Source organism: Sinorhizobium numidicum (assembly GCF_029892045.1).
In the GTDB taxonomy this organism is placed as follows: Bacteria; Pseudomonadota; Alphaproteobacteria; order Rhizobiales; family Rhizobiaceae; genus Sinorhizobium; species Sinorhizobium numidicum.
Window position 1 is genome coordinate 125379 of sequence record NZ_CP120367.1, and the last position, 18538, is coordinate 143916.

Annotated in this window: 17 protein-coding genes and 3 pseudogenes; 13 read left to right on the forward strand and 7 right to left on the reverse strand. The window is 59.2% G+C overall.

Annotated elements, in window-relative coordinates; translation table 11 throughout:
• Nucleotides 1-98 precede the first annotated feature (98 nt).
• Nucleotides 99-275: pseudogene (locus PYH37_RS32320) on the reverse strand (phosphoribosyltransferase); the annotation flags it as partial.
• Between the two features lie 96 nt (nt 276-371).
• Here PYH37_RS32320 and PYH37_RS00630 point away from each other — a divergent pair.
• The 12 genes and pseudogenes from PYH37_RS00630 to PYH37_RS00685 all read left to right on the forward strand — a co-directional run.
• A pseudogene (locus PYH37_RS00630) lies at nt 372-594 on the forward strand (GFA family protein); the annotation flags it as partial.
• A 365-nt stretch (nt 595-959) separates the two neighbouring features.
• Nucleotides 960-2438, forward strand: a complete 1479-nt coding sequence (locus PYH37_RS00635) for an extracellular solute-binding protein (RefSeq protein ID WP_280731546.1) — start codon at nt 960-962, stop codon at nt 2436-2438.
• A 72-nt stretch (nt 2439-2510) separates the two neighbouring features.
• Entirely contained in the window at nt 2511-3623 is a 1113-nt protein-coding gene (locus PYH37_RS00640) for a carbohydrate ABC transporter permease (protein ID WP_280731547.1), read from the forward strand.
• Nucleotides 3620-4645: a carbohydrate ABC transporter permease gene (locus PYH37_RS00645; RefSeq protein WP_280731548.1), complete on the forward strand. Its 1026-nt coding sequence runs from the start codon at nt 3620-3622 to the stop codon at nt 4643-4645. Before PYH37_RS00640 ends, PYH37_RS00645 begins: the two co-directional genes overlap by 4 nt.
• A gap of 4 nt (nt 4646-4649) precedes the next feature.
• Nucleotides 4650-5699: an ABC transporter ATP-binding protein gene (locus tag PYH37_RS00650; RefSeq protein WP_280731549.1), complete on the forward strand. Its 1050-nt coding sequence runs from the start codon at nt 4650-4652 to the stop codon at nt 5697-5699.
• Between the two features lie 967 nt (nt 5700-6666).
• Entirely contained in the window at nt 6667-7521 is an 855-nt protein-coding gene (locus PYH37_RS00655; protein WP_280731550.1) for an alpha/beta fold hydrolase, read from the forward strand.
• Between the two features lie 50 nt (nt 7522-7571).
• The gene (locus tag PYH37_RS00660) at nt 7572-8219 is read left to right on the forward strand and encodes a dihydrofolate reductase family protein (protein WP_280731551.1); all 648 of its coding nucleotides are present in this window, start codon (nt 7572-7574) and stop codon (nt 8217-8219) included.
• A 144-nt stretch (nt 8220-8363) separates the two neighbouring features.
• A pseudogene (locus PYH37_RS00665) lies at nt 8364-8486 on the forward strand (glutathione S-transferase N-terminal domain-containing protein); the annotation flags it as partial.
• 227 nt (nt 8487-8713) lie between these two features.
• Entirely contained in the window at nt 8714-8917 is a 204-nt protein-coding gene (locus PYH37_RS00670; RefSeq protein WP_280731553.1) for a glutathione S-transferase family protein, read from the forward strand.
• Entirely contained in the window at nt 8875-9270 is a 396-nt protein-coding gene (locus PYH37_RS32325; RefSeq protein WP_425336061.1) for a transporter substrate-binding domain-containing protein, read from the forward strand. The genes PYH37_RS00670 and PYH37_RS32325 overlap by 43 nt, the downstream gene beginning before the upstream one ends.
• A 169-nt stretch (nt 9271-9439) precedes the next feature.
• Nucleotides 9440-9724, forward strand: a complete 285-nt coding sequence (locus PYH37_RS00680) for a class I SAM-dependent methyltransferase (protein ID WP_280731556.1) — start codon at nt 9440-9442, stop codon at nt 9722-9724.
• A gap of 107 nt (nt 9725-9831) precedes the next feature.
• A complete protein-coding gene (locus PYH37_RS00685; RefSeq protein ID WP_280731557.1) occupies nt 9832-10263 on the forward strand; it encodes a hypothetical protein in 432 nt (143 codons plus the stop codon).
• On the opposite strand, the gene PYH37_RS00690 is transcribed toward PYH37_RS00685, so the two are convergent.
• The 3 genes from PYH37_RS00690 to PYH37_RS00700 all read right to left on the reverse strand — a co-directional run bounded on the left by PYH37_RS00690 (nt 10260) and on the right by PYH37_RS00700 (nt 14058).
• A complete protein-coding gene (locus tag PYH37_RS00690) occupies nt 10260-11927 on the reverse strand; it encodes a GMC oxidoreductase (RefSeq protein WP_280731558.1) in 1668 nt (555 codons plus the stop codon). The genes PYH37_RS00685 and PYH37_RS00690 overlap by 4 nt on opposite strands.
• 55 nt (nt 11928-11982) lie before the next feature.
• Nucleotides 11983-13023 (reverse strand): glycosyltransferase family 2 protein, encoded by a 1041-nt coding sequence (locus PYH37_RS00695; RefSeq protein WP_280731559.1) that lies wholly within the window; start codon nt 13021-13023, stop codon nt 11983-11985.
• A 123-nt stretch (nt 13024-13146) separates the two neighbouring features.
• Complete coding sequence (locus PYH37_RS00700; protein WP_280731560.1) at nt 13147-14058, reverse strand: glycosyltransferase family 8 protein; 912 nt, start codon at nt 14056-14058, stop codon at nt 13147-13149.
• 274 nt (nt 14059-14332) lie between these two features.
• On the opposite strand from PYH37_RS00700, the gene PYH37_RS00705 reads away from it, so the two are divergent.
• Entirely contained in the window at nt 14333-14602 is a 270-nt protein-coding gene (locus PYH37_RS00705; protein ID WP_280731561.1) for a hypothetical protein, read from the forward strand.
• 113 nt (nt 14603-14715) lie between these two features.
• On the opposite strand, the gene PYH37_RS00710 is transcribed toward PYH37_RS00705, so the two are convergent.
• The 3 genes from PYH37_RS00710 to PYH37_RS00720 are packed head-to-tail and all read right to left on the reverse strand — an operon-like array spanning nt 14716 to nt 18535.
• Nucleotides 14716-16188: a hypothetical protein gene (locus PYH37_RS00710; RefSeq protein ID WP_280731562.1), complete on the reverse strand. Its 1473-nt coding sequence runs from the start codon at nt 16186-16188 to the stop codon at nt 14716-14718.
• On the reverse strand, nt 16185-17555 hold the full coding sequence (locus tag PYH37_RS00715) for a polysaccharide biosynthesis/export family protein (RefSeq protein ID WP_425336062.1): 1371 nt from the start codon (nt 17553-17555) through the stop codon (nt 16185-16187). Before PYH37_RS00715 ends, PYH37_RS00710 begins: the two co-directional genes overlap by 4 nt.
• The gene (locus PYH37_RS00720) at nt 17552-18535 is read right to left on the reverse strand and encodes a glycosyltransferase family 2 protein (protein ID WP_280731563.1); all 984 of its coding nucleotides are present in this window, start codon (nt 18533-18535) and stop codon (nt 17552-17554) included. Before PYH37_RS00720 ends, PYH37_RS00715 begins: the two co-directional genes overlap by 4 nt.
• Nucleotides 18536-18538 lie beyond the last annotated feature (3 nt).

Below are 18538 nucleotides of genomic sequence, written 5' to 3' on the forward strand. Positions count from 1 at the left end.
CGCCGCGCTTCCATTCGTCCCAGCAGGTATTTGTTTGTGAAAATGGAGCACTCGAGCGCAACAGGATCCGGAAAGGGTGCTTGGCCACCTGGCGTTTGTCAGTTGACCTGAGCGTCCCAGCTTCCTTCTGTCGTTTTCAACAGTAGCGGAGTGGAAAAGACGCCTACGGTTCTATCTGGCCAATGGCTGCCCAAAGCCGTCAAGCGTTCCAGCCATTGGCGCGACTGCAACATAGCGGCGCCGATGGCCACCGGCTCGATACCGGCGACAGCCAGCGCTTGGACGACCCCATCTCATCTGGAACAAACGTCCGAGATAGATTTGGAAACGGCATTCGCGTAGATCGTCGCCGCCTACACCGCGCCGGCAAGGACAAGTCATCTCTCGAAATATTGTTCTGCCCATCCTGCGCGTGTGTATTGAGCTGGCGCGGCTTACGGCTTCAAGAGGATGGCCGTCGGCGCATGGCTGTAAACTTGCGGCTTGCGCCGCCAGATCTCGTTCATGATCTGGCTATTGATCATTTCGACCGGCTTGGACACTTTCGAAGACCTTCCTTCAAAAGGGCGCTGTGTGCGCGATCTTTGGTTTTAACAGCATGCCACGTGTCTGCTTCGGGCCGAATGTGTTCTCTAACGGGTCACGGGCGGCGGCTCGGTTATGAGCGTTGTCGAACCTTTCGGGTGCCGCGTTCTCAAGTGCTCAGGTGGCACTTAACGGGGTAAGCCTGGTATGGAGCGGCTTGTTGAAAGCGCAGTCGGCCGATCTAGTTGGCCGCATGCTACAGAAGCGGCGCCGTCATCCATTCCCTCCCTGGGCGTCGCTCCGCTCGGGAGCTCGTTCAGATTGGCTGCAGATGGCCCGCCAATCGAAATGATTGACGGCTGCGCTATGTAACTAGAAAATCAACAACTATCGGGCCGCCTCACAAATGGGATGCCTGATAAAGGGAGGAAGTAATGGCTATTCGTTTTTTGTTTGCCGGGCCTCTGATCGCGGGCGCGGCGGCTATGGGCCTTGCGGGTTCCGCATGGGCTGGCGAGTTTGACGGCGTGACGGTCAATGTCATCACCTTCACCGGCCCGCAAATCGCCGAGCCGATGCAACGGCGCGCTCCTGAATTTGAGAAGCTCACGGGCGCCCACATCAATGTGATCACGGTTCCCTTCTCCGATCTTTACCAGAAGATCCTCACCGACTGGTCGACGGGTACCAACTCGCTCGATGCCGGCGTGTTCGCGCCGCAGTGGATGGTGGACTATGTCACACCGGGACTGATGGAAGACCTTAGCTCGCGCGTCGAGGCGGACCCCGCTCTCAAGCTCGACGACATCGGCGGGTTTTTCCGCGATTTCTCGATGAAGTTCGCGGGCAAGACCTACACCATTACCCTCGATGGTGACTTCCAGATGGTCTACTACCGAACTGATGTGGCCAAGGAGCTAGGCCTCGGCGCGCCCGAGACCTGGGACGACTACATCGCTTTCGCCAAGGCTGCCAACGGCAAGGACATGAACGGCGACGGCAAGCCGGATTTCGGCTCCTGCATCGCCAAGAAGCGCAACGCCCAGTCCTACTGGATGGTGACCTCTGTCGCCGGCGCCTTCCTGCAATCCATGGGCACGTCGCAGGGCGCCTTCTTCGACGTCCGGGACATGAAGCCCTTGGTCAACAACGACGCCTTCGCGGCGGCGCTCGCTATCTACAGTGAAACCACCAAATATGGCCCGCCTGACGAGATCAACCTCGACGTGGGCGACACGCGCAACCTGTTCACCTCCGGCCAGTGTGCGCTGACCGTCGACTGGGGCGACATCGGCACGCTCGCCATCGACCCGGAGAAGTCCAAGGTGATCGACAAGGTAGGCGCCGTCATCCTGCCGGGGTCCGCCAAGGTGCTCGACCGCGACACCGGCAAGCTCGTCGACTGCACAGCCGAGATCTGCCCCTACGCCATCGACGGGGTGAACCATGCGCCCTTCGCGGCCTTCGGCGGCTGGTCGGGCGGCATCAACGCCAAGGCGGCCCCGAAGGTGAAGGATGCGGCCTACGCCTTCTTCAGCTACATGAGCGCACCCGAGCAGTCCAATGTCGACGTCACTATCGGCATCACCGGCTTCAACCCCTACCGCCTGTCGCAGTTCCAGAGCCTAGATAACTGGACCAAGGCAGGCATGAGCGAAGCTGCGGCCAAGGACTATCTGGGCGCCATTGAGGCGAGCCTGAATTCGCCCAACATGGTGCTCGACCTGCGCATTCCGAACAATCAGAAGTACCAGCAGATCGTGCTGGATACGGCGATTGCCCGCATGCTCGCCGGAGAAATAGACATTCCGACCACGATGAAGACCATTGAAGACGGCTGGAACGAGATCACCGACGAAGTTGGCCGCGACAAACAGCTCGCCGCCTACAAGGCGACCATCGGCGCAAACTAGCGTCACCATCGACCCGGCTTCTCCCGTCCTCCGGGACGGGAGAAGCTTCAAATCCAGACGGAGCACACGCCGTTGGAGACTTGGCAGACACGCACTGTCGATTGGTTTGATCGCCATTCGGGGCGGCTTTTCGTGCTTCCGGCCAGCCTGCTCATTCTGGCCTTCTCGATCTTCCCGTTGATCATTTCGGCATGGCTTGCGCTCTCCCGCTTCAAGCTGGGCAGCGAAGGATACGAGCTCATCTTTGTCGGCTGGAACAATTTCAGGAAGCTGCTGTTCGGGTCCGAGCAGTACCATCTGCTTGGCACATTCATGCCCATATCGTGGCTCGGCTGGCTCATTGTCGCGGCCGCGATTGTCCTGATCGGCTCGGGCATTCGCAGCTTCGTCACTTCCGGGCACATGACGGTCATGGGTGCGATCGGCCGCCTCATAGCCTTTGGTCTCTTCGCGTCACTCGCCTGGCTCTTCGCCGCCACCGTCGGCGACAAGGGCCAAATTGGCTCGCTGTCGACGACGATCTTCTACGTCTTCCTGGGGGTCGCCATCCAGTTCGTCATCGGCGCCGGGCTGGCCTTTCTCTGCTCGCTCAGAATCCGCGGGCGAAGCTTTTTTCGCGTGGTGTTCTTCGTCCCGCTCATGGTCACGCCGGTGGGCATCGCTTACACTTTCCGCATGATGGCCGACATGACGGTGGGGCCCATCTCGCCCCTCTGGCATTGGCTGGGGTTGGGCGATTTCTCATGGGCGACCAATGCCTGGTCGGCGCGGCTCGTGGTCGTGCTGGGCGACTCTTGGCAATGGATCCCGTTCATGTTCCTGGTCATGCTGGCTGCCTTCGAGAGCCAGCCCAAAGATGAGATCGAGGCGGCCGAACTAGACGGCGCCTCCGGCTTCCAGATCTTCGGCGACATCACCTGGCCTTCCGTCGCCCCGGTCGCGGCAACCATCGTGCTGATCCGCATGATCGAGGCCTTCAAGATCGTCGACCTCCCTAACGTCCTGACCAATGGCGGTCCCGGAATCGCGTCCGAATCCCTCACGCTGCACGCCTTCATGCAGTGGCGCGCCCTCGATCTGGGCGCTTCGGCCGCGATTTCCTATGTCCTGCTCTTCACCTCGACGATCATCTGCGTGTCGTTCTTCAACTTCGTCGTCAATCCTGCGAGGAGGGCGCGCCAATGAGCATTTTCGAATCCAAGAAGCTCGGCGAAATGGCCGTCGGGACCAAGATCGTGGTCTACGGCGTGCTTAGCATCTGGAGCTTCATTGTCCTGTTCCCGCTCTATTGGGTGCTGATCACCTCGTTCAAGCTGCCCATCGCCGTATCCGGCGGACCTTTCTACCTGCCCTTCGTCGACTTCTTGCCGTCACTGCACGCCTGGAGCTACATCTTCTTCGATCTGGGCAACGATACGTTTCGACCCTATTTTAACTCAGTGGTCGTGGCCGTCTTCTCGACGTTTCTTGTGATGATCGCCGGGTCGCTGGCCGCCTACGCGCTGTCGCGGTTCACGTTCCGGCCGCGGCTGCTGACCATCCTGATCTTCATCTTCGTCGTCGCCCTTGTCATCGTGCTGGTCGCGGCACTGGGAGTGAACTGGCTGATCGCAGTAACCGTCGGGGTGGCGCTGGCCGTCATCGGGGCAGGGGTGTTCCGCAGGATCCCTTCGCCGACGCTGGGCAATCCCGACATCCTGTTCTGGATGATTTCGCAGCGCATCCTTCCGCCGGTCGTCGCCGCGATCCCGATCTATGTGATGTTCCAGCAGGTCCGCCTGCTCGATACCCATATGGCGCTGATCGTCACCTATACGACGGTGAACCTGCCGATCGTGGTCTGGCTGATGTACGATTTCTTCGTCTCGATCCCCAAGGATCTCGAGGAATCGGCCGAGCTCGACGGTGCCTCGAGGATCCGCATCTTCTTCGAGATCATCCTGCCGCTATCCAAGCCGGGCCTCATCGCCACGAGCCTTCTGGTGCTTATCTTCTCTTGGAATGAGTACTTGCTGGCTCTGTTCCTCTCGACTGCCAACGCCCAGACCATGCCCCTGCTGGTCGCAGCACAGAACGCGACGCGCGGACCGCAATGGTGGTACATGAGTGTGCTCATCATTATCATGATCGTGCCGGTCATTCTGCTCACCCTCGTCCTGCAACGCTTCATCGCCAAGGGACTGCTCCTTGGCGCTGTCAAGGGATGAACACTTGACCGTCAGGCTCGAGAAAGTAGCGAAGTTCTTCGGTTCGGTGCGGGTCCTGCACGAACTCGATCTCGATGTGAAGGAAGGCGAGTTCCTCGTGTTGCTGGGTGCCTCGGGCTCGGGGAAAACCACTGCGCTGCGCATGATCGCCGGGCTCGAGACCGTGAGTTCCGGCATGATCACCATCGCGGGGCGGGATGTCACCAATGTGCTGCCCAAGAACCGCGACGTGGCGATGGTGTTTCAGTCCTATGCGCTTTATCCGCACAAGACGGTCGGCGAAAATATCGGCTATCCGCTAAAGGTCCGAAGGCTTCCAAAATCCGAGATGGAGGCACGCATCAAGGATGTGGCCGACCAGGTTCAGTTGACGCCCTACCTCGAACGCTATCCCCGCCAGCTTTCGGGCGGGCAGAGACAGCGCGTGGCGCTGGCGCGGGCTATGGTCAGACGGCCCAAGGTGTTCCTGATGGATGAGCCCCTGTCAAACCTCGACGCCAAATTGCGAGGTCACATGCGGGCAGAACTCAAACACATGCAGCATGACCTCGGGATCACTACCATCTATGTGACCCATGACCAGATCGAGGCGATGACATTGGCTGACCGCGTTGCCCTGCTTGAAGGAGGCAAGCTGCAGCAGCTGGATACGCCGGCGAATATCTACAACGATCCTGCCAATCTCTTCGTCGCGCAGTTCATCGGTTCGCCGCCGATGAACTGCGTGCGCGGTACGCTTGACGGCAATCTATTCATAGCGGGCGGGACGAAAATCAGGGTTCCGGTGATGGGCAAGGTTGCAGAGGCCGTGCTTGGCGTGCGTCCCGAGGACTGCGCCGTGACGGCGCCCGAGGACGCCGACATGAACGGGAATGTCTACGCGATCGAACTCATCGGTGATCACACCTTAGTGACGGTCAAGACCGAGTCGGACATGCTCACGGTGAAGGCGGCGAAGGATTTCTCGGCGAAGGTCGGCAACGCCGTGGGAGTCAGATTGTCGAAGGACCACCTCTACCTCTTTGAAGCGGAAGACGGTGTGCGGCTGCGATAGGGCCGTCTGCCTCCCGGCGTACCCGATGAGCGACCTCTCCGGGCCGCAAAGCGGGGACATGGCCGTGGCGATCACATGTTCTCGTTTCGTGCCCCGGAAATCGCATAATGTATCGAATGGAACGCCAAATGGCTGTCAGCGACCTCGATCCTTCGACGCTACGCGGTGAACGGCTGCTCAGTGCGCCGCGTCAAGCGGGCAATCACCGGCTGTGGCGTGTTGGCCGGAGCGGAGAGCGCATTCCATGCGCAAGCGGGTTGTCTCCGGTGTCCTCCATCTTAACTGAACGCAACAGATAGCCAAACGAGGCCAGAGATGATGATCATCGCGATTGCTATTCATTCAACTCCTTTTTCTGTCATCTGCGGGGCTCCAGGAAACTCAGCTTTGCAATGCGCACCTGACCCGAGCTGAGCTACGCTGCCGTCTTCTTACGTCGATAGGACCTTAGTCCGATGCTTATTGAAACGTCTTGGAACGAGATCCAGACGGCCTTTGGGCAAGGTCAAAAGCCATTTCGGTAACGGCCTGCGCCGGACGGGTTTGTCGGGCGACGAAACTCCGCCGCTCGGAAGCCTGTGAAATTGAGGGTTCGGAGACGAACGACGCTTACGGTAGGAACCTGTTCGATGCACCGATCTTAGCCCTCGGTCAACAAGGGAATAGGTTCCTCCCGCCTCGGCGCCGGCAGATCGCTTCTGTTTGTGACTCGCGTCGTCCTCCTAGGAGATGACCTCTTCCGCCACTAGGTACCGCAAAGCGGTCGGCAAGTGTTCGACGCACTCCCCTCGTCATTCTGCGACCTCCAAAGCGGGATTGGTGGGCGGCCGGAGCTGCGGGGCGGTTCCATCCATTTCGCCGTCAATTTAGATTCACGCAAAACTGATTGCAGAACAGCACCAGTTATACTAGGCTGCAACCAGTTGCAGACTGCAAGCACATTTTCAGCAAACCAAGGGAGGCTTCCATGAGCATGCGTGTCATTAGGGGTAATGATGTCGAGATCGCCACCGAAGCCTTCGGCGATTCGGCGCATCCGCCGGTCCTGCTCATCATGGGGGGAATGGCATCCATGCTATGGTGGCCTGAGAGATTCTGCCGCCGGGTCGCGGAACACGGCCGCTTTGTCCTTCGCTACGACCAGCGCGATACCGGTCGCTCGACCAAATATCCGCCAGGTCAGCCGGGATATGCCTTCGACGATGCGGTCGACGACGTGCTCCGCGTGCTCGACGGCTACCGAATTTCCGCTGCCCACATCGTCGGAATGTCCCTCGGTGGCATGATCGGCCAGGCCACAGCGCTCAAGCATCCCGAACGCGTGCTTTCCCTGACGGCGATCAGCAGTTCGCCGGTTGGGATGAACACATCCCACCTTCCTGCCAGCGGTAAGGCCTGGATGGAACACATGAACATGGAGGTGGACTGGTCGCACCGGGCAGAGGCGGTCGCTTACATGGTCGAGGATGCGCGCTTGGTCGCGAGCACGGCACATCCGTTCGACGAGTCCGAGACCAGGGCCTTCATCGAACGGGATTTCGACCGCTCAGGCGGCTACCTCAGCGCCACCAATCATAGCGTCCTGTTTGAGATCAGCGATGCGTGGCAAGATCGGCTGCACGAGATGAAAGTGCCGCTTCTGGTCATTCACGGCGCCGCTGATCCGGTATTCCCAGTAGAACATGGAGCGGCCGTCGCGACGGCGGTCGATGGAGCTAGGCTGATCGAGATCGAAGGGGGCGGACACGAGCTGCATCCGGCAGACTGGGATAAGATCATCTCCGCGATCATCAAGCACACCAACACTCACCCGAACGAATGACCTCGACCCACCAGATCGTCCCATCAACCAAGCAGTTCAGGAGACAAACCATGTCCAGGCTTCGTATTCATGCTTTCTCAATTTCGCTCGACGGATACGGCGCCGGGCCCGACCAGAGCCTCGATAATCCGTTGGGCAGGGGCGGAGAAGCGTTGCACGAATGGTTTTTGCCTACCCGCACCTTCCAGCGGATGTCGGGCAAGGAGGAGGGGACAACCGGCATCGACGAGGATTTCGCCGCACGGGGGTTCGACAACATCGGCGCCTGGATCCTCGGCCGGAACATGTTCGGGCCGGTGCGAGGACCCTGGCCCGACCAATCCTGGAGGGGCTGGTGGGGCGAAAACCCGCCCTATCACCACCCCGTCTTCGTCCTCACAAACCATGCGCGTCCGTCGCTGGAGATGGAGGGCGGCACGGTCTTCCACTTCATCACTGACGGCATCGAAGCCGCGCTCGCCCGCGCGAGGGAGGCGGCGGGCGGTCGTGATGTCCGCCTTGGCGGCGGCGGCGCCACCGTCCGGCAATATCTGAACGCCCGGCTGGTTGACGAGATGCATATTGCGGTCTCGCCCATCCTTCTCGGCAGCGGTGAGGCGCTCTTTGCCGGCATGGACCTGCCTCGCCTTGGCTACGAGGTGACCGAGCATGTCTCGTCGGAAAAGGCGATCCACATCGTCCTGTCGAGGCGGGCCTGACCCTGCGCTAGTTCCGACGATGCGAATGGGCCTCCCCGTCAATCGGCAGGCCTTTGGGGCATCAAACTAAAAAATCAGGCGAGGATTGGATCAATGAAACTCTACTATGCCCCTGGATTCAGTAGCATGGCGGACCACATAGCCATGCTCGAGGCCAAGCTTCAGTTCGACCTTGTCAAAGTGGATCTCCGGACCAAGGAGATTGAAGACGGCGGGAGCTACACGGATATTAATCCCAAAGGCCATGTCCCTGCCTTGATGTTCGACACTGGGGAACTCTTGACCGAGAACGCCGCGATACTTGCCTGGGTCGCGGATCGTGCTCCGAGCATGGCGCCGCAGGGCGAACTCGGCCGATACCGGTTGATCGAGATGCTGAGTTTCCTCGCCAGCGAGATATACAAGCGCTTCCCGATTTACCTCTCGGTCACCGAAGAATCGAGGGCAGTGATTCGGGGGAGATACTGCAGCGCTTCGGCCTCTTGGCCGTCCGTTTGGAACGCACGAACTACCTGTTCGGCGACAGCTTCAGCGCGGCGGACCCGTATCTGTTCATACTGGCGCGCGGCGCGCAGCAACTCGGGTTCCCGCTCTCAGCGTGCTTTCGCGACTACGTGGCGCGCATCGCGGCACGCCCCTCTGTGCGGGAGGCGGAATGGCGCGAAGCGCTCCCCGAGGCTTCGTCCTCTCAACCGTGACGGCATGTCGTCCTTGTTTGGAAACTCGACCGCTGACGTGGTCGGTCAAGGATGGTAAGACCGTATGTCCGTCTTCGTGGCTGAGGTGGCTCGCCCTACACTGGTCTTCCGAGGGTGGCCCCCATGGGCTATCTGAAAACGGCGGTCGAAAGGCCCCCGCGAACAGCGACATGATAATCGTCGGCCCGCGCTTTCAGGGCGGCTTCCTCGGCGCCGGCAGCTCGGTCGGCTTGCGCAAGAGCGACACCGACCTCAAGGTCATGTTCGATGCGGCGATCGCCGCCGCAAAGGCGGATGGCACGATCAAGCGCCTGTCGGAAAAGTGGTTCGGCTTCGACCTCACTCCGCAGTGAGACAGATCTGACGTCGCTCGAAAAAAGGGTCGCCGCGTGTCCTTTGCGATGCGCGGCGCCTTCGCGTCTAGGCAGTACCGACTATGGCCCACAGCGGTCCCCGGGTGCTGGTCAGCTGTTCTCGTTAATTGCTCAAAAGATCGCATAGTGCATCGAACGGAACGGGCAGATGATCCATTCGGGATTGAACGAGCAGGGTTGCGTGCTGCTTGTCGAAAAACTCTCCAGCGAGGATACGACGTTCAACCGTCTCTTCATCCAGCACTATTACGATTTCAAGCGGCGGAACGGCTATTCGGAGATCGAGATTTTCAAGAAGCGCGAGGCGCTGGAAAACGTCCTAATCCCGTATCGGCTCGAAGAAAACCTTCAACTTCTGAGGGAAACAGGCTTCCGGAGCGTCGAGCTCTTTTTCCGCTGGTACAATTTCTGCGGGATTGTCGCGGTGAAGTAGCAGTTCAAAATGTTACACCGACCTTGTGCGTCTGAAAAGACGCACGGCGCTGTAGGCGGGATGAGGCCGCCTCCTAACTGTCAGAATCGGGCAAAATGAAATTGTCGATGATCCACTTCGGAAACTTTCTGTTTCGATACAGAAACCTGATCTTCCCACTCCTTATTCTTTCGCTGTTCGTCACGGTGCCGCCGCCCGGCGAAATCTGGGCGAGCACGACGCTGGAGCGCATCAAGGACGTCATCGTCATCCTGTTCGCGCTTTCGGGCCTGGCGCTCCGCGCTACTGTCATCGGCTATGCCTATATCCAACGCGGCGGGCTCAAGAAGAAAGTCTACGCCAAAAAACTCGTCACCGAGGGCATGTTCGGCATCTGCCGCAATCCACTCTATGTCGGTAACGTGCTGATCTATGCGACCGTGTCGCCCCCCACCGAACCAGCCAGTCTCGCGAAGCCATGGCATTCTGCATCAAGTCGACAATCACAGCTTCGCGAGCAAAAATGTGCTGACCGCAAAATGCGCCATAATCAAGTCTAGTCGTGTAGTCCTTGAGCAATATCAGAGGGTGGAGGCAAAATGCCGGCAGGTCGCGGCCTCAATTTCGTCGCAGGCACCACAGAGGACAATGATCCGCGTATGTGGTGGGCGAGCCGGACTGCCATTGCGACGGCGGGCAGGGTAGGGTTGGCCTGGCCCGAAGTCACGAACACCGAGCTACCTGCCACGAAGAGGTTGGCGATGTCATGCACCCGACAATCTGCATTAACGACCCCGTTGCGACGGTTCGCAGACATTCTCGTAACGCCAATCTGGTGGTAGCCGTCCTTGGCTTGCATCGCGACCAATCGTTCAAGATCCTGAGGCTCGCCCATGAAGACCAACCTGCCGACGCCTTGCCGGGCGAGCCATAGATCGAGCGCCTGATGAGCTAGGACCGTCGACTGGTAATCTTGCGTGGAATAACTGAACGACACGTCCAGTTTCAGGGACCGGTCGCGGTCGCGCACCTGGCTAAGGAACACCCTGCTCTCACGGTTCGGTACTTGTTCTGCATGATAACGTAGACGGTATAGATGATATGGGTCAGGCACGAACAAATGCGGCTCATGAAGGAGCACCCTTTTGTGGAACAGGTTCACGGCTGAGCTGATGGACTTCAACGGATTGCGCGCCAGGTTCCACAGATGAGGCGCAATGCTCTGCTCCGTTCGTCTTCGGTTCTCGGAATTGCTGTTCATGTTCTTGAGCACATATCCGAGAGAACTGGTTGTGTCCCCGGGCACGGCAGTGGCTATGTCTCGATTTTGGGGCCACATTGCGATGTTTGAGATACCGAGCTCCGACTGAAGTTGGGCAACCGGCTGAAATCGTCCGCGCACGAAGGTGCCATTGGCAGACTTGTAGAACCGATAGCTTCGGGCCTGCCCGGAACTCGAGAACTGAACCTGTGCGATCTCGCCGGCCAAATGTCCCATGTAGAAGCGGCCAAGCGGGCCTTCATTGCCCGAAAATAGTTCAGGAAACTCGGCCTGCAGGTTGAGTAGGAGCCGGGCATTTCCACGGCCGCCGCAGGCCAGTATGAAATGTTGCGCGGATATGAAGTGAAAATGACCCATGCAGGAGACGCCGAGCTTCCTCACCGTGCCTGCGACGGGATCGAATCCGATGGAGTGCACCCGCGTGTTCAAGACGATGGTCAGATATGGCGAGGAATGAAGTTCCTTTCCGTTCGCCGCGGCTGTATCGCGCACACGCGTCCAGCGTTCGAGCGACCGGAAAAATCCTGGCGCTTCAATGGCAGCGGGCTCGTCGAGATCGGCGTCGCAGCCGAGGATTGCGCGCGCTCGTTCGTAAAAAGGCGAAAGCTCCCCGTGGCTTATGGGCCAGTTTCCATCGCCGACGTAGTTCCTTTTTGCAAAATCGATATCGTCAAACTCAACGCATTTACCTCCCCAGCGCACAGAGGTGCCGCCGAGCCCTGTTCCGAGCGTCTCACGGTCTCCACCGTGATTTTGGCCTTCGCAAACGTCAAAGGAGGCCTCGTTCGGGTGTGGGCGTCTCGCGCGCTTCGCTCCTGCGTCGATCAGTAATGTGCGAATCTGCAACCGGCACAATTCGAGAGCCACGGCTAACCCAACCGGCCCCGCGCCGACGATGCAGACCTGAAACGGTGCCGAAAAGGCATGCGCGTCTGCAAACATTATGCTCTCCCATTTTCGAGCGAACTCCGTGGCGGGACACGCTGGCGGGATGGCTCTAGCTGAGCTGTGATGACATTACTCTTGATTGATCGCATTTCCAGTATATCCATCCAATGCCTTGCATAAGTCCCGCCTCCGATAGGTCATGCCAGGATTTGTATTCAGTAGTATTGCTGCTTACGAAGTCGGCGTTGTCGATACTTGTGGTGGTATACGCCGTGTATTCTTCGGTATGCTCAGCCCGGTTAAGCGGATCGATTGCCCTCTTGGCGAAGGTCGACAAGAACTTGAAATGTAGAAGTGACCCCGAGATTCTGACGGCAGTCCGCGTTTCGCCAAGATTGAGGGAAAGCGGCCAAACCTGATGCGACGATTTCAGGAACATGCGTTCTCCGCCCATATAAACCAGGGGCACTTTGTTGAGTGCAGGCCCATCCCAAATCCGGTTTTGAAAGTACACCCGTCCGCGAACGCCGCCTTTGATCCAGATTGTTTGATTGCGTTTGTCGAAATGCGATGCGTAGCCGGTGCGGTCAAATAGATTGCAAATCTCAAGAGGGTCACGCCCTACCTCGCAGATATTTTCAAGAATAGGCCTCCGACTATACATGTCGACCATGACCGATTGCAGGGATTGATTGCCGATTGATTCAAGATAAGCAGTCAAACTACTGACCGGTTGTGTATCGCAATGTGGATAAACGAAAAACTCATCCGCATCGACGTAGAGAATCCACTTGCCCCTGCAGTGCCGGTTGATAACCGCATTGATCCAGTCGTTGCCGAAGCGCGCGCCCTTATAGGAGCCTCCGCCTGAAACGATGGACACATCACTGCAGCCTGACAATTGCTCGCGCGTGCCATCGGCCGATCGGTTGTCGATACAGATGAAGTGCTCGAACCCGAGATTTCGATAGTATTGGAGAAAGAAGGGAAGCCGGCGCCCCTCGTCACGAACGACGAAGACAACGACGTGACGAGCGTGGTCGAGTCCACTGCGGAGCCGCTCGTATTTCACCTCCCTGGCTTTCCAGGTCCGACGCAGGCGAGCCTTGACGTAGTGGTGTATGCTGGCGGTGGCTGTGATCGGGTCCATCGGTCTTTCCCAACGTTTGGCGGCGTAGCGTCTCGCCTTCGATGCATGGGTTACATGGATCCCCGCTAGGACTGTCACGCTGGAAGTTGAGCCGCGGTGTGACATCGCATGCGGAGATGACGGTCAGACAGCGTAATCTCCGACAAACAGGCCCTGCAGCTGCGGGCCGAATTTGTTTTGCCGAATGGTGTGCGCGACACGCTCCTTCAAGGAGCGATACTTGTATAAGGCCTTGCGATCTAAGTTTATTCCCCGGTAGAGAGACCGAAACAGTGGATGGGCCTTGCGCAACTCCACATAGACTTGGCTTTCCTTGTCGGTCCACGGAAAGAATGTTCCATGCCAAGGCTTCGGATGCGCCATGTAGTGGACGACGGACAAGGAGGACGAATTGACGAGGTGAAGGAACTGCTTGGGAAAGTTCCAGCGGCTTGAAACGAGAATGAGTGAGGAGCCGCAGACATAGTTCAGAGCACCCTGATCATGCTTCCCGTCGCAGGCAGCCGGATTCTTGACGAAGAGCTCCAGCGCTTCCGGACCGATCCAGCCATTGCGGTGAAATTTGAGGAAACCCGCGTTGAAGTAGTGGCTGTCTTTGCCACAGTGCAGAAAGTCATGAATGGACGTGTAGTCGCGAGCCGCAAAGAATTTCCCCTCAGGGACATAGGCATTTTGAAGCTCGCTCAAGCTGCTGACGATCTGGGTATCGCCATCGAGATAGAGAATCTGCGTATAGTGTGGCGGCAGGACGTCGCAAAGCACGAGCTTCGCCATGGTGCTGACGCTGATGCGCCCTTGGAAGTGGGAGCCGTCGAGTCTGCCGAGGGCCTGCTGCAGGGCTTCTGTGGCGTCCACCAGCTGAACCCCGCGCAATGCAAGCAGGCTTCTTAGCTCGTCAAAATTATCCAGATGCTCCGACATGAGGATACAGACATCGCTTGTCGGACTTGAGAATTCTCGTGCCTGGAGCGCTGACAGGATCGTCGGAAACGAATATTCGACATCTGCTACGTAAACGACGCATTGAATGTTCATGTCGTCACCCTCTTTTCATGCCGCATCGCCGGGACGGCGATGATGAAATCTGTTTTGGGAAAGCTGTCGTCTGGAAAAAACCGGCGGGAGCTTGAGCGGCGGGCGGCGCGTTGAAAGTGGCGACGCCTGTGCGTTTGATTATCGCAATCTTAAATGCCAGCGTGTATAAACGGCTGACACCCCGAAGCTGCACGTCAGACAGCTCAAACCGGGGGGGAATGGGCAATATCCTGGAAGGGGTGCAAAGCGAGAGATGGCGATACTTTCCGGAGTCATGGTAGCGGCCATATCGATCGCAGCCGCGGCCCGCATCCGCGTAGCGGCCTTCGCCATGTTTGCGCTTTTTGTAGCACTCGGCTTCGGAATTTTGACCTTTATGAAAGGGTCTCCCATCCTCGATGCGACCGTCTCCGGCATCGCTTTTCTCCTGGTGATGGAGATTTCCTACATGGGCGGCGTGTTCTTCTGGGTACTCCTGCGCCGTGCACGCCGGCCTTCCGCAAGGGAAGCGATCGCCGATCCCTCGCATACCCCGGGCAAGTAGCTTCCAGGCTTTCGGACGGGCAAGTCCTGCGACCTCGATGGGTGCCGCTCGAAAGCGAGGCGCGCTCGTCGCCGACGGCCTTGTCGTTTCTGGTCTGGAATGCGAGCGGGCGATCATCTTGAGACCAGCACCGGCAAGGTCGTCAACGATGCCGATGTCCTCGATAGATGCGGCTGGGCGAACCATTCCGGGGATGCGCCGGGGCGTGTCAGGCAACCGGCAGCCAGGCCTGCGGTAATGCTGAACAAAAGGCCGAGGTCGGCGCCGCTTGCCGACACCGTTGCGGAGGCGATCTGGGCCATCGATGCGAAGATCGCGGCGAGTCCAATCGTTCTGTCTTCAATCGTTCTGCCTGGCCGCTCAGGCAGTTTTTTCGAGCGAGCCGCGTTTAAGAGGCTATGCAGGAAGACGAGGAAAAGGACCGTGCCGGCCACTCCGATATTGGACAGCAATGCGGCGGGAAAACTTGATGCTCGCACGGTTCCGAGTCCGCCGCCGAACGTCGCCGTCTCGACAAAAGCCGTCAGAGCCAAGGTATTCCAAGCCGTGCGTTCCTCTCCGGACTGCGACTCGAGCTTGTCGACGAGCGTCAAACTTGCGAGATCGTTCACCGCGTTCCACGCGTCCGGGATCAGCATGAGGCCGATGACCGCGGCGGGGACGACAAAGAGCGTGACGCTCAGAAAGGCTGCGTGGCGCGTCGTTGTCCGGCCGGCGACAAGCTGATTCAGGCTGAACGCGATCACGACCAAGAGAACAAGCGCACCGGCGATATACGCGGTCGTTGATGTGCACAGGAGGACTGTCATGCCGATCGACAGGGCGGCAAAACCCGCCAACCGGCTTGGAAAACGCTCCAGCCAAAGCATGAGCGTGAATGTGAAGTACGCCAATGCCGCCGAGCCGTATGCGCTTGCTTCGGGGTACGAGCCGACGATACGTTTGAAACCGCTCATGGTTTCTGCCGTATGCATCGTGTAGTTGGCGTTCCGGATAAAATCGAGCCATTCGGGATGACCGGCCATGAACGTCCCCACATCGAGGCTCGCCAGAGCAAAACAGGTTACGGCAGTCATCACCAATGTTTGGGCCAGGAAGCGCGCGTACCCCAGTTGCGCGAGGCCACAGACGACGGCAAAGCAGGCGAGATCACTGAGCAGGTAGACGGCCTGGGTCAGGTTCGACGAGCCCGGCGAAAGCGGGGAGGCTATCGTCGACATCACGCCTGACGCACCCCGCGCCGAGGAATAGACCAGCGTCGCGCCCTGGAAGATTCGCGGCAGGAAAAAAGCCGAAAGCACAGAAAAGAGTATGTACGCGGCGAACCAGAAGCCGGGGCCCGGATAAGCGGCGCTCGCCAGTGCCGCCTGGATCAGGCGGGGGCGAAGCATGCAACATGCGATCAGCGAAAATAGAAGAAGATGGCTAGGCTGGATGCTGCTGCCGCCAAGCGAGGGGAGCTGAATGGCGGCGGCGGCGCCTAACAACACCGACAAGCAAAGGACGGCGATCGCGAAGCGTGCTCCGAGAACGATGCCGAACGCACCAAGTAGAAAGACGATGTAGCCGATCACTTCTATCGTCATGGCCGTCTCTTGGTCGGCTCGAGCGGCTCGGAGGCAGGCCGACCCTCCTGCGCCACGTTTGCGATCATTGCGGGCGAAAGTTGTGGGCGCTGCGACAGGGATGATTTTTGCGAGGCCACGCCGACGCCGACCTCGACCAGGTCGTGCGGAAACAAGGGCGTCGTTTCATCGGCATCGATATGGCTATAGCTTCCGTCGTCGTTGCGGCGCATGATCCTGAAGGTTTTGCCAATGTTGCCAAGCGCGACGGCCTCCTCCTGTGCGCTCCCTGCAACCTGCGCGCTGTAGTCGGCCTGTTCGCCAAGCAAACGTGCGACTTGGATGTCGATTGCCGACTTGCGGATTGCCAAATCGATCGTATTCACCTCCTGCTGGTTCTCGGCATTTTGTTTGTTGACGATGTTGAGCTTTTCCTGCTCGCTTTCGCTGAGCGACTGACGGGCCTTGGTGAGGGCGATTTCCAGGTCGAGCAACCGGCCCTGGGCCTCCGCCAAACCTCGATCGACGGACAAATGCCGCGCATTGTCGGTCAGACCCTTGCTGGCGAGGTTGTTGACGCTGTCGAACTCCCGCTGTGCGAGGTCGATCTGCCGCTTCTGCGTGGTGATCTTTGCCTCAAGCGTCTTTATTTCCTGGCTGTAAAGACGGCTGAGGTCACCGGCCGCGTCGATCCGGCTTTTGAGCTCGATGCGCCTCAGTCGCATCAGGTTGGTTTCTTCCTCCTTCAACTTGTCGATGTCTGGCGTGCCCGAAAGTTCCGCGGGGATCTCGAAGCTGGTTTCACCGGCGATTTCGGCGCTGAGCCGGGCCCGTCGAACAAGGAGATCGCGTTGAACGAGGGCGGCCGTGCGATAGGCGCCGGCGGCTTCGATCCGGTTGCGCTCGAGGGTGTAGGTTTCCCCGCGGCGCAGAAAGCCGCCGGCAACGCTGACCGCTTTCATCACGGTCATGTTCGTTTGGAAGGAATAGCGCCCTGGCGTCTCAACGGCGCCGGTGATGAAGATCGGCGCATGCTCGGCGATTTCCACGGCGATGAAGGGTCTGCCCGGCAGCGTTGCCCTTTCGGTTAAGGAGTTCGCAATGGCGTCGGAGACCTGCTCGGTCGTCTTGCCGATGGCCGTGACCTGGCCCGCGATGGGGATCGACAGGTTGCCCGCATGATCGACCGCATATGTCCCTTCGAGCGCCTGCCAACTGGCATATTGTTCCTCAGACGAACGCCACTCAACAATGCGCAGCTTTATCCTGTCCTCCGGGACAAGCGTATAAGGTTCGGCATGGGCTGCTTCAAAAGGCGCCGTCCAGGCGACGGCAAGCATGGCGAGGCAACCGGAAAGGCGAAGAGCGGGCAAGAAAAGTCGTTTCATGACGTCTGCTCGCTCCGGTTCGCGGGGGTCGATGGCGACGGTTTGATTGAGCTGCTGCTGAATTCCAGGACGCGCGAAGGAGAGGCATTGCCGGCGACAAGATCTCTCATGGCGACGATATTGCCGCGCAGGCGGCCAAGCCGATCGACGGAGCGGTCAGCGATCAGCACGCCGCGAAGGTTTGCCAACATATTGCGACTTATCTGCGCGATCGCGCGCGCGCTCGTCATCGTGCCCTTGCGCATCAGGTAGGCAGGATTGGCGACCTGCGAGTAGCCAAGCCGTAGACCAGGCTGACGACCCGACTTGACCCCGAGATGAACGCCGAGGGCTCCCGCGACCTTAACGGATCGCCCGTGACGTGCGATGGTTCTGCTGAAGTCGACATCTTCCAGCCAGCCATAGAGCGGAAGTTCTTCGTCAAATGTCAGTGCCTGTTCCAGGACGGGCGCCAGGCGCACCACCATGTTGCAGCCGTAAGCATTGTAGACGTCCGTCACCAATTCGGGCCGCTCGCCCGCCCTTTCAATGATGCTGAGCGCCTCGGCCATGCTCAGGCCCTTGCCGAGGATACCGTCAGCCAGGACTTCGCCGGTAGCGATGACGACATCCTCCTGCCGCGCAAAAACGGCTGCCATTCGCGCCATGAAGTCGGGTGCGGGAACGAAGTCGTCGTCGAGGAAGACGATAATATCCGTATCCGGCGCCGCGGCGCGGATGATCGCGTTGCGTTGGCACGTGAGGCCGCGCCGGCCGACGATGAGTTCGACGCCGGGCGAGCTCGAAAGCGAGCCCGCATCGTCCATGTCCGGCACGCATACGATCGTCCGCACGGGAGGAGCTTGCATCGCAGCCAGATAGTGGATCGTCTGATGAAGCGTCGCTGGGCGGCCGGCCGAAGCGATGCCGACGGCGGTGCGCAACGGGAGCGGTGCGCACTCCGCGCGACGGGGCAAGGTGTGGTCAAAACGCGCTTGCATGGC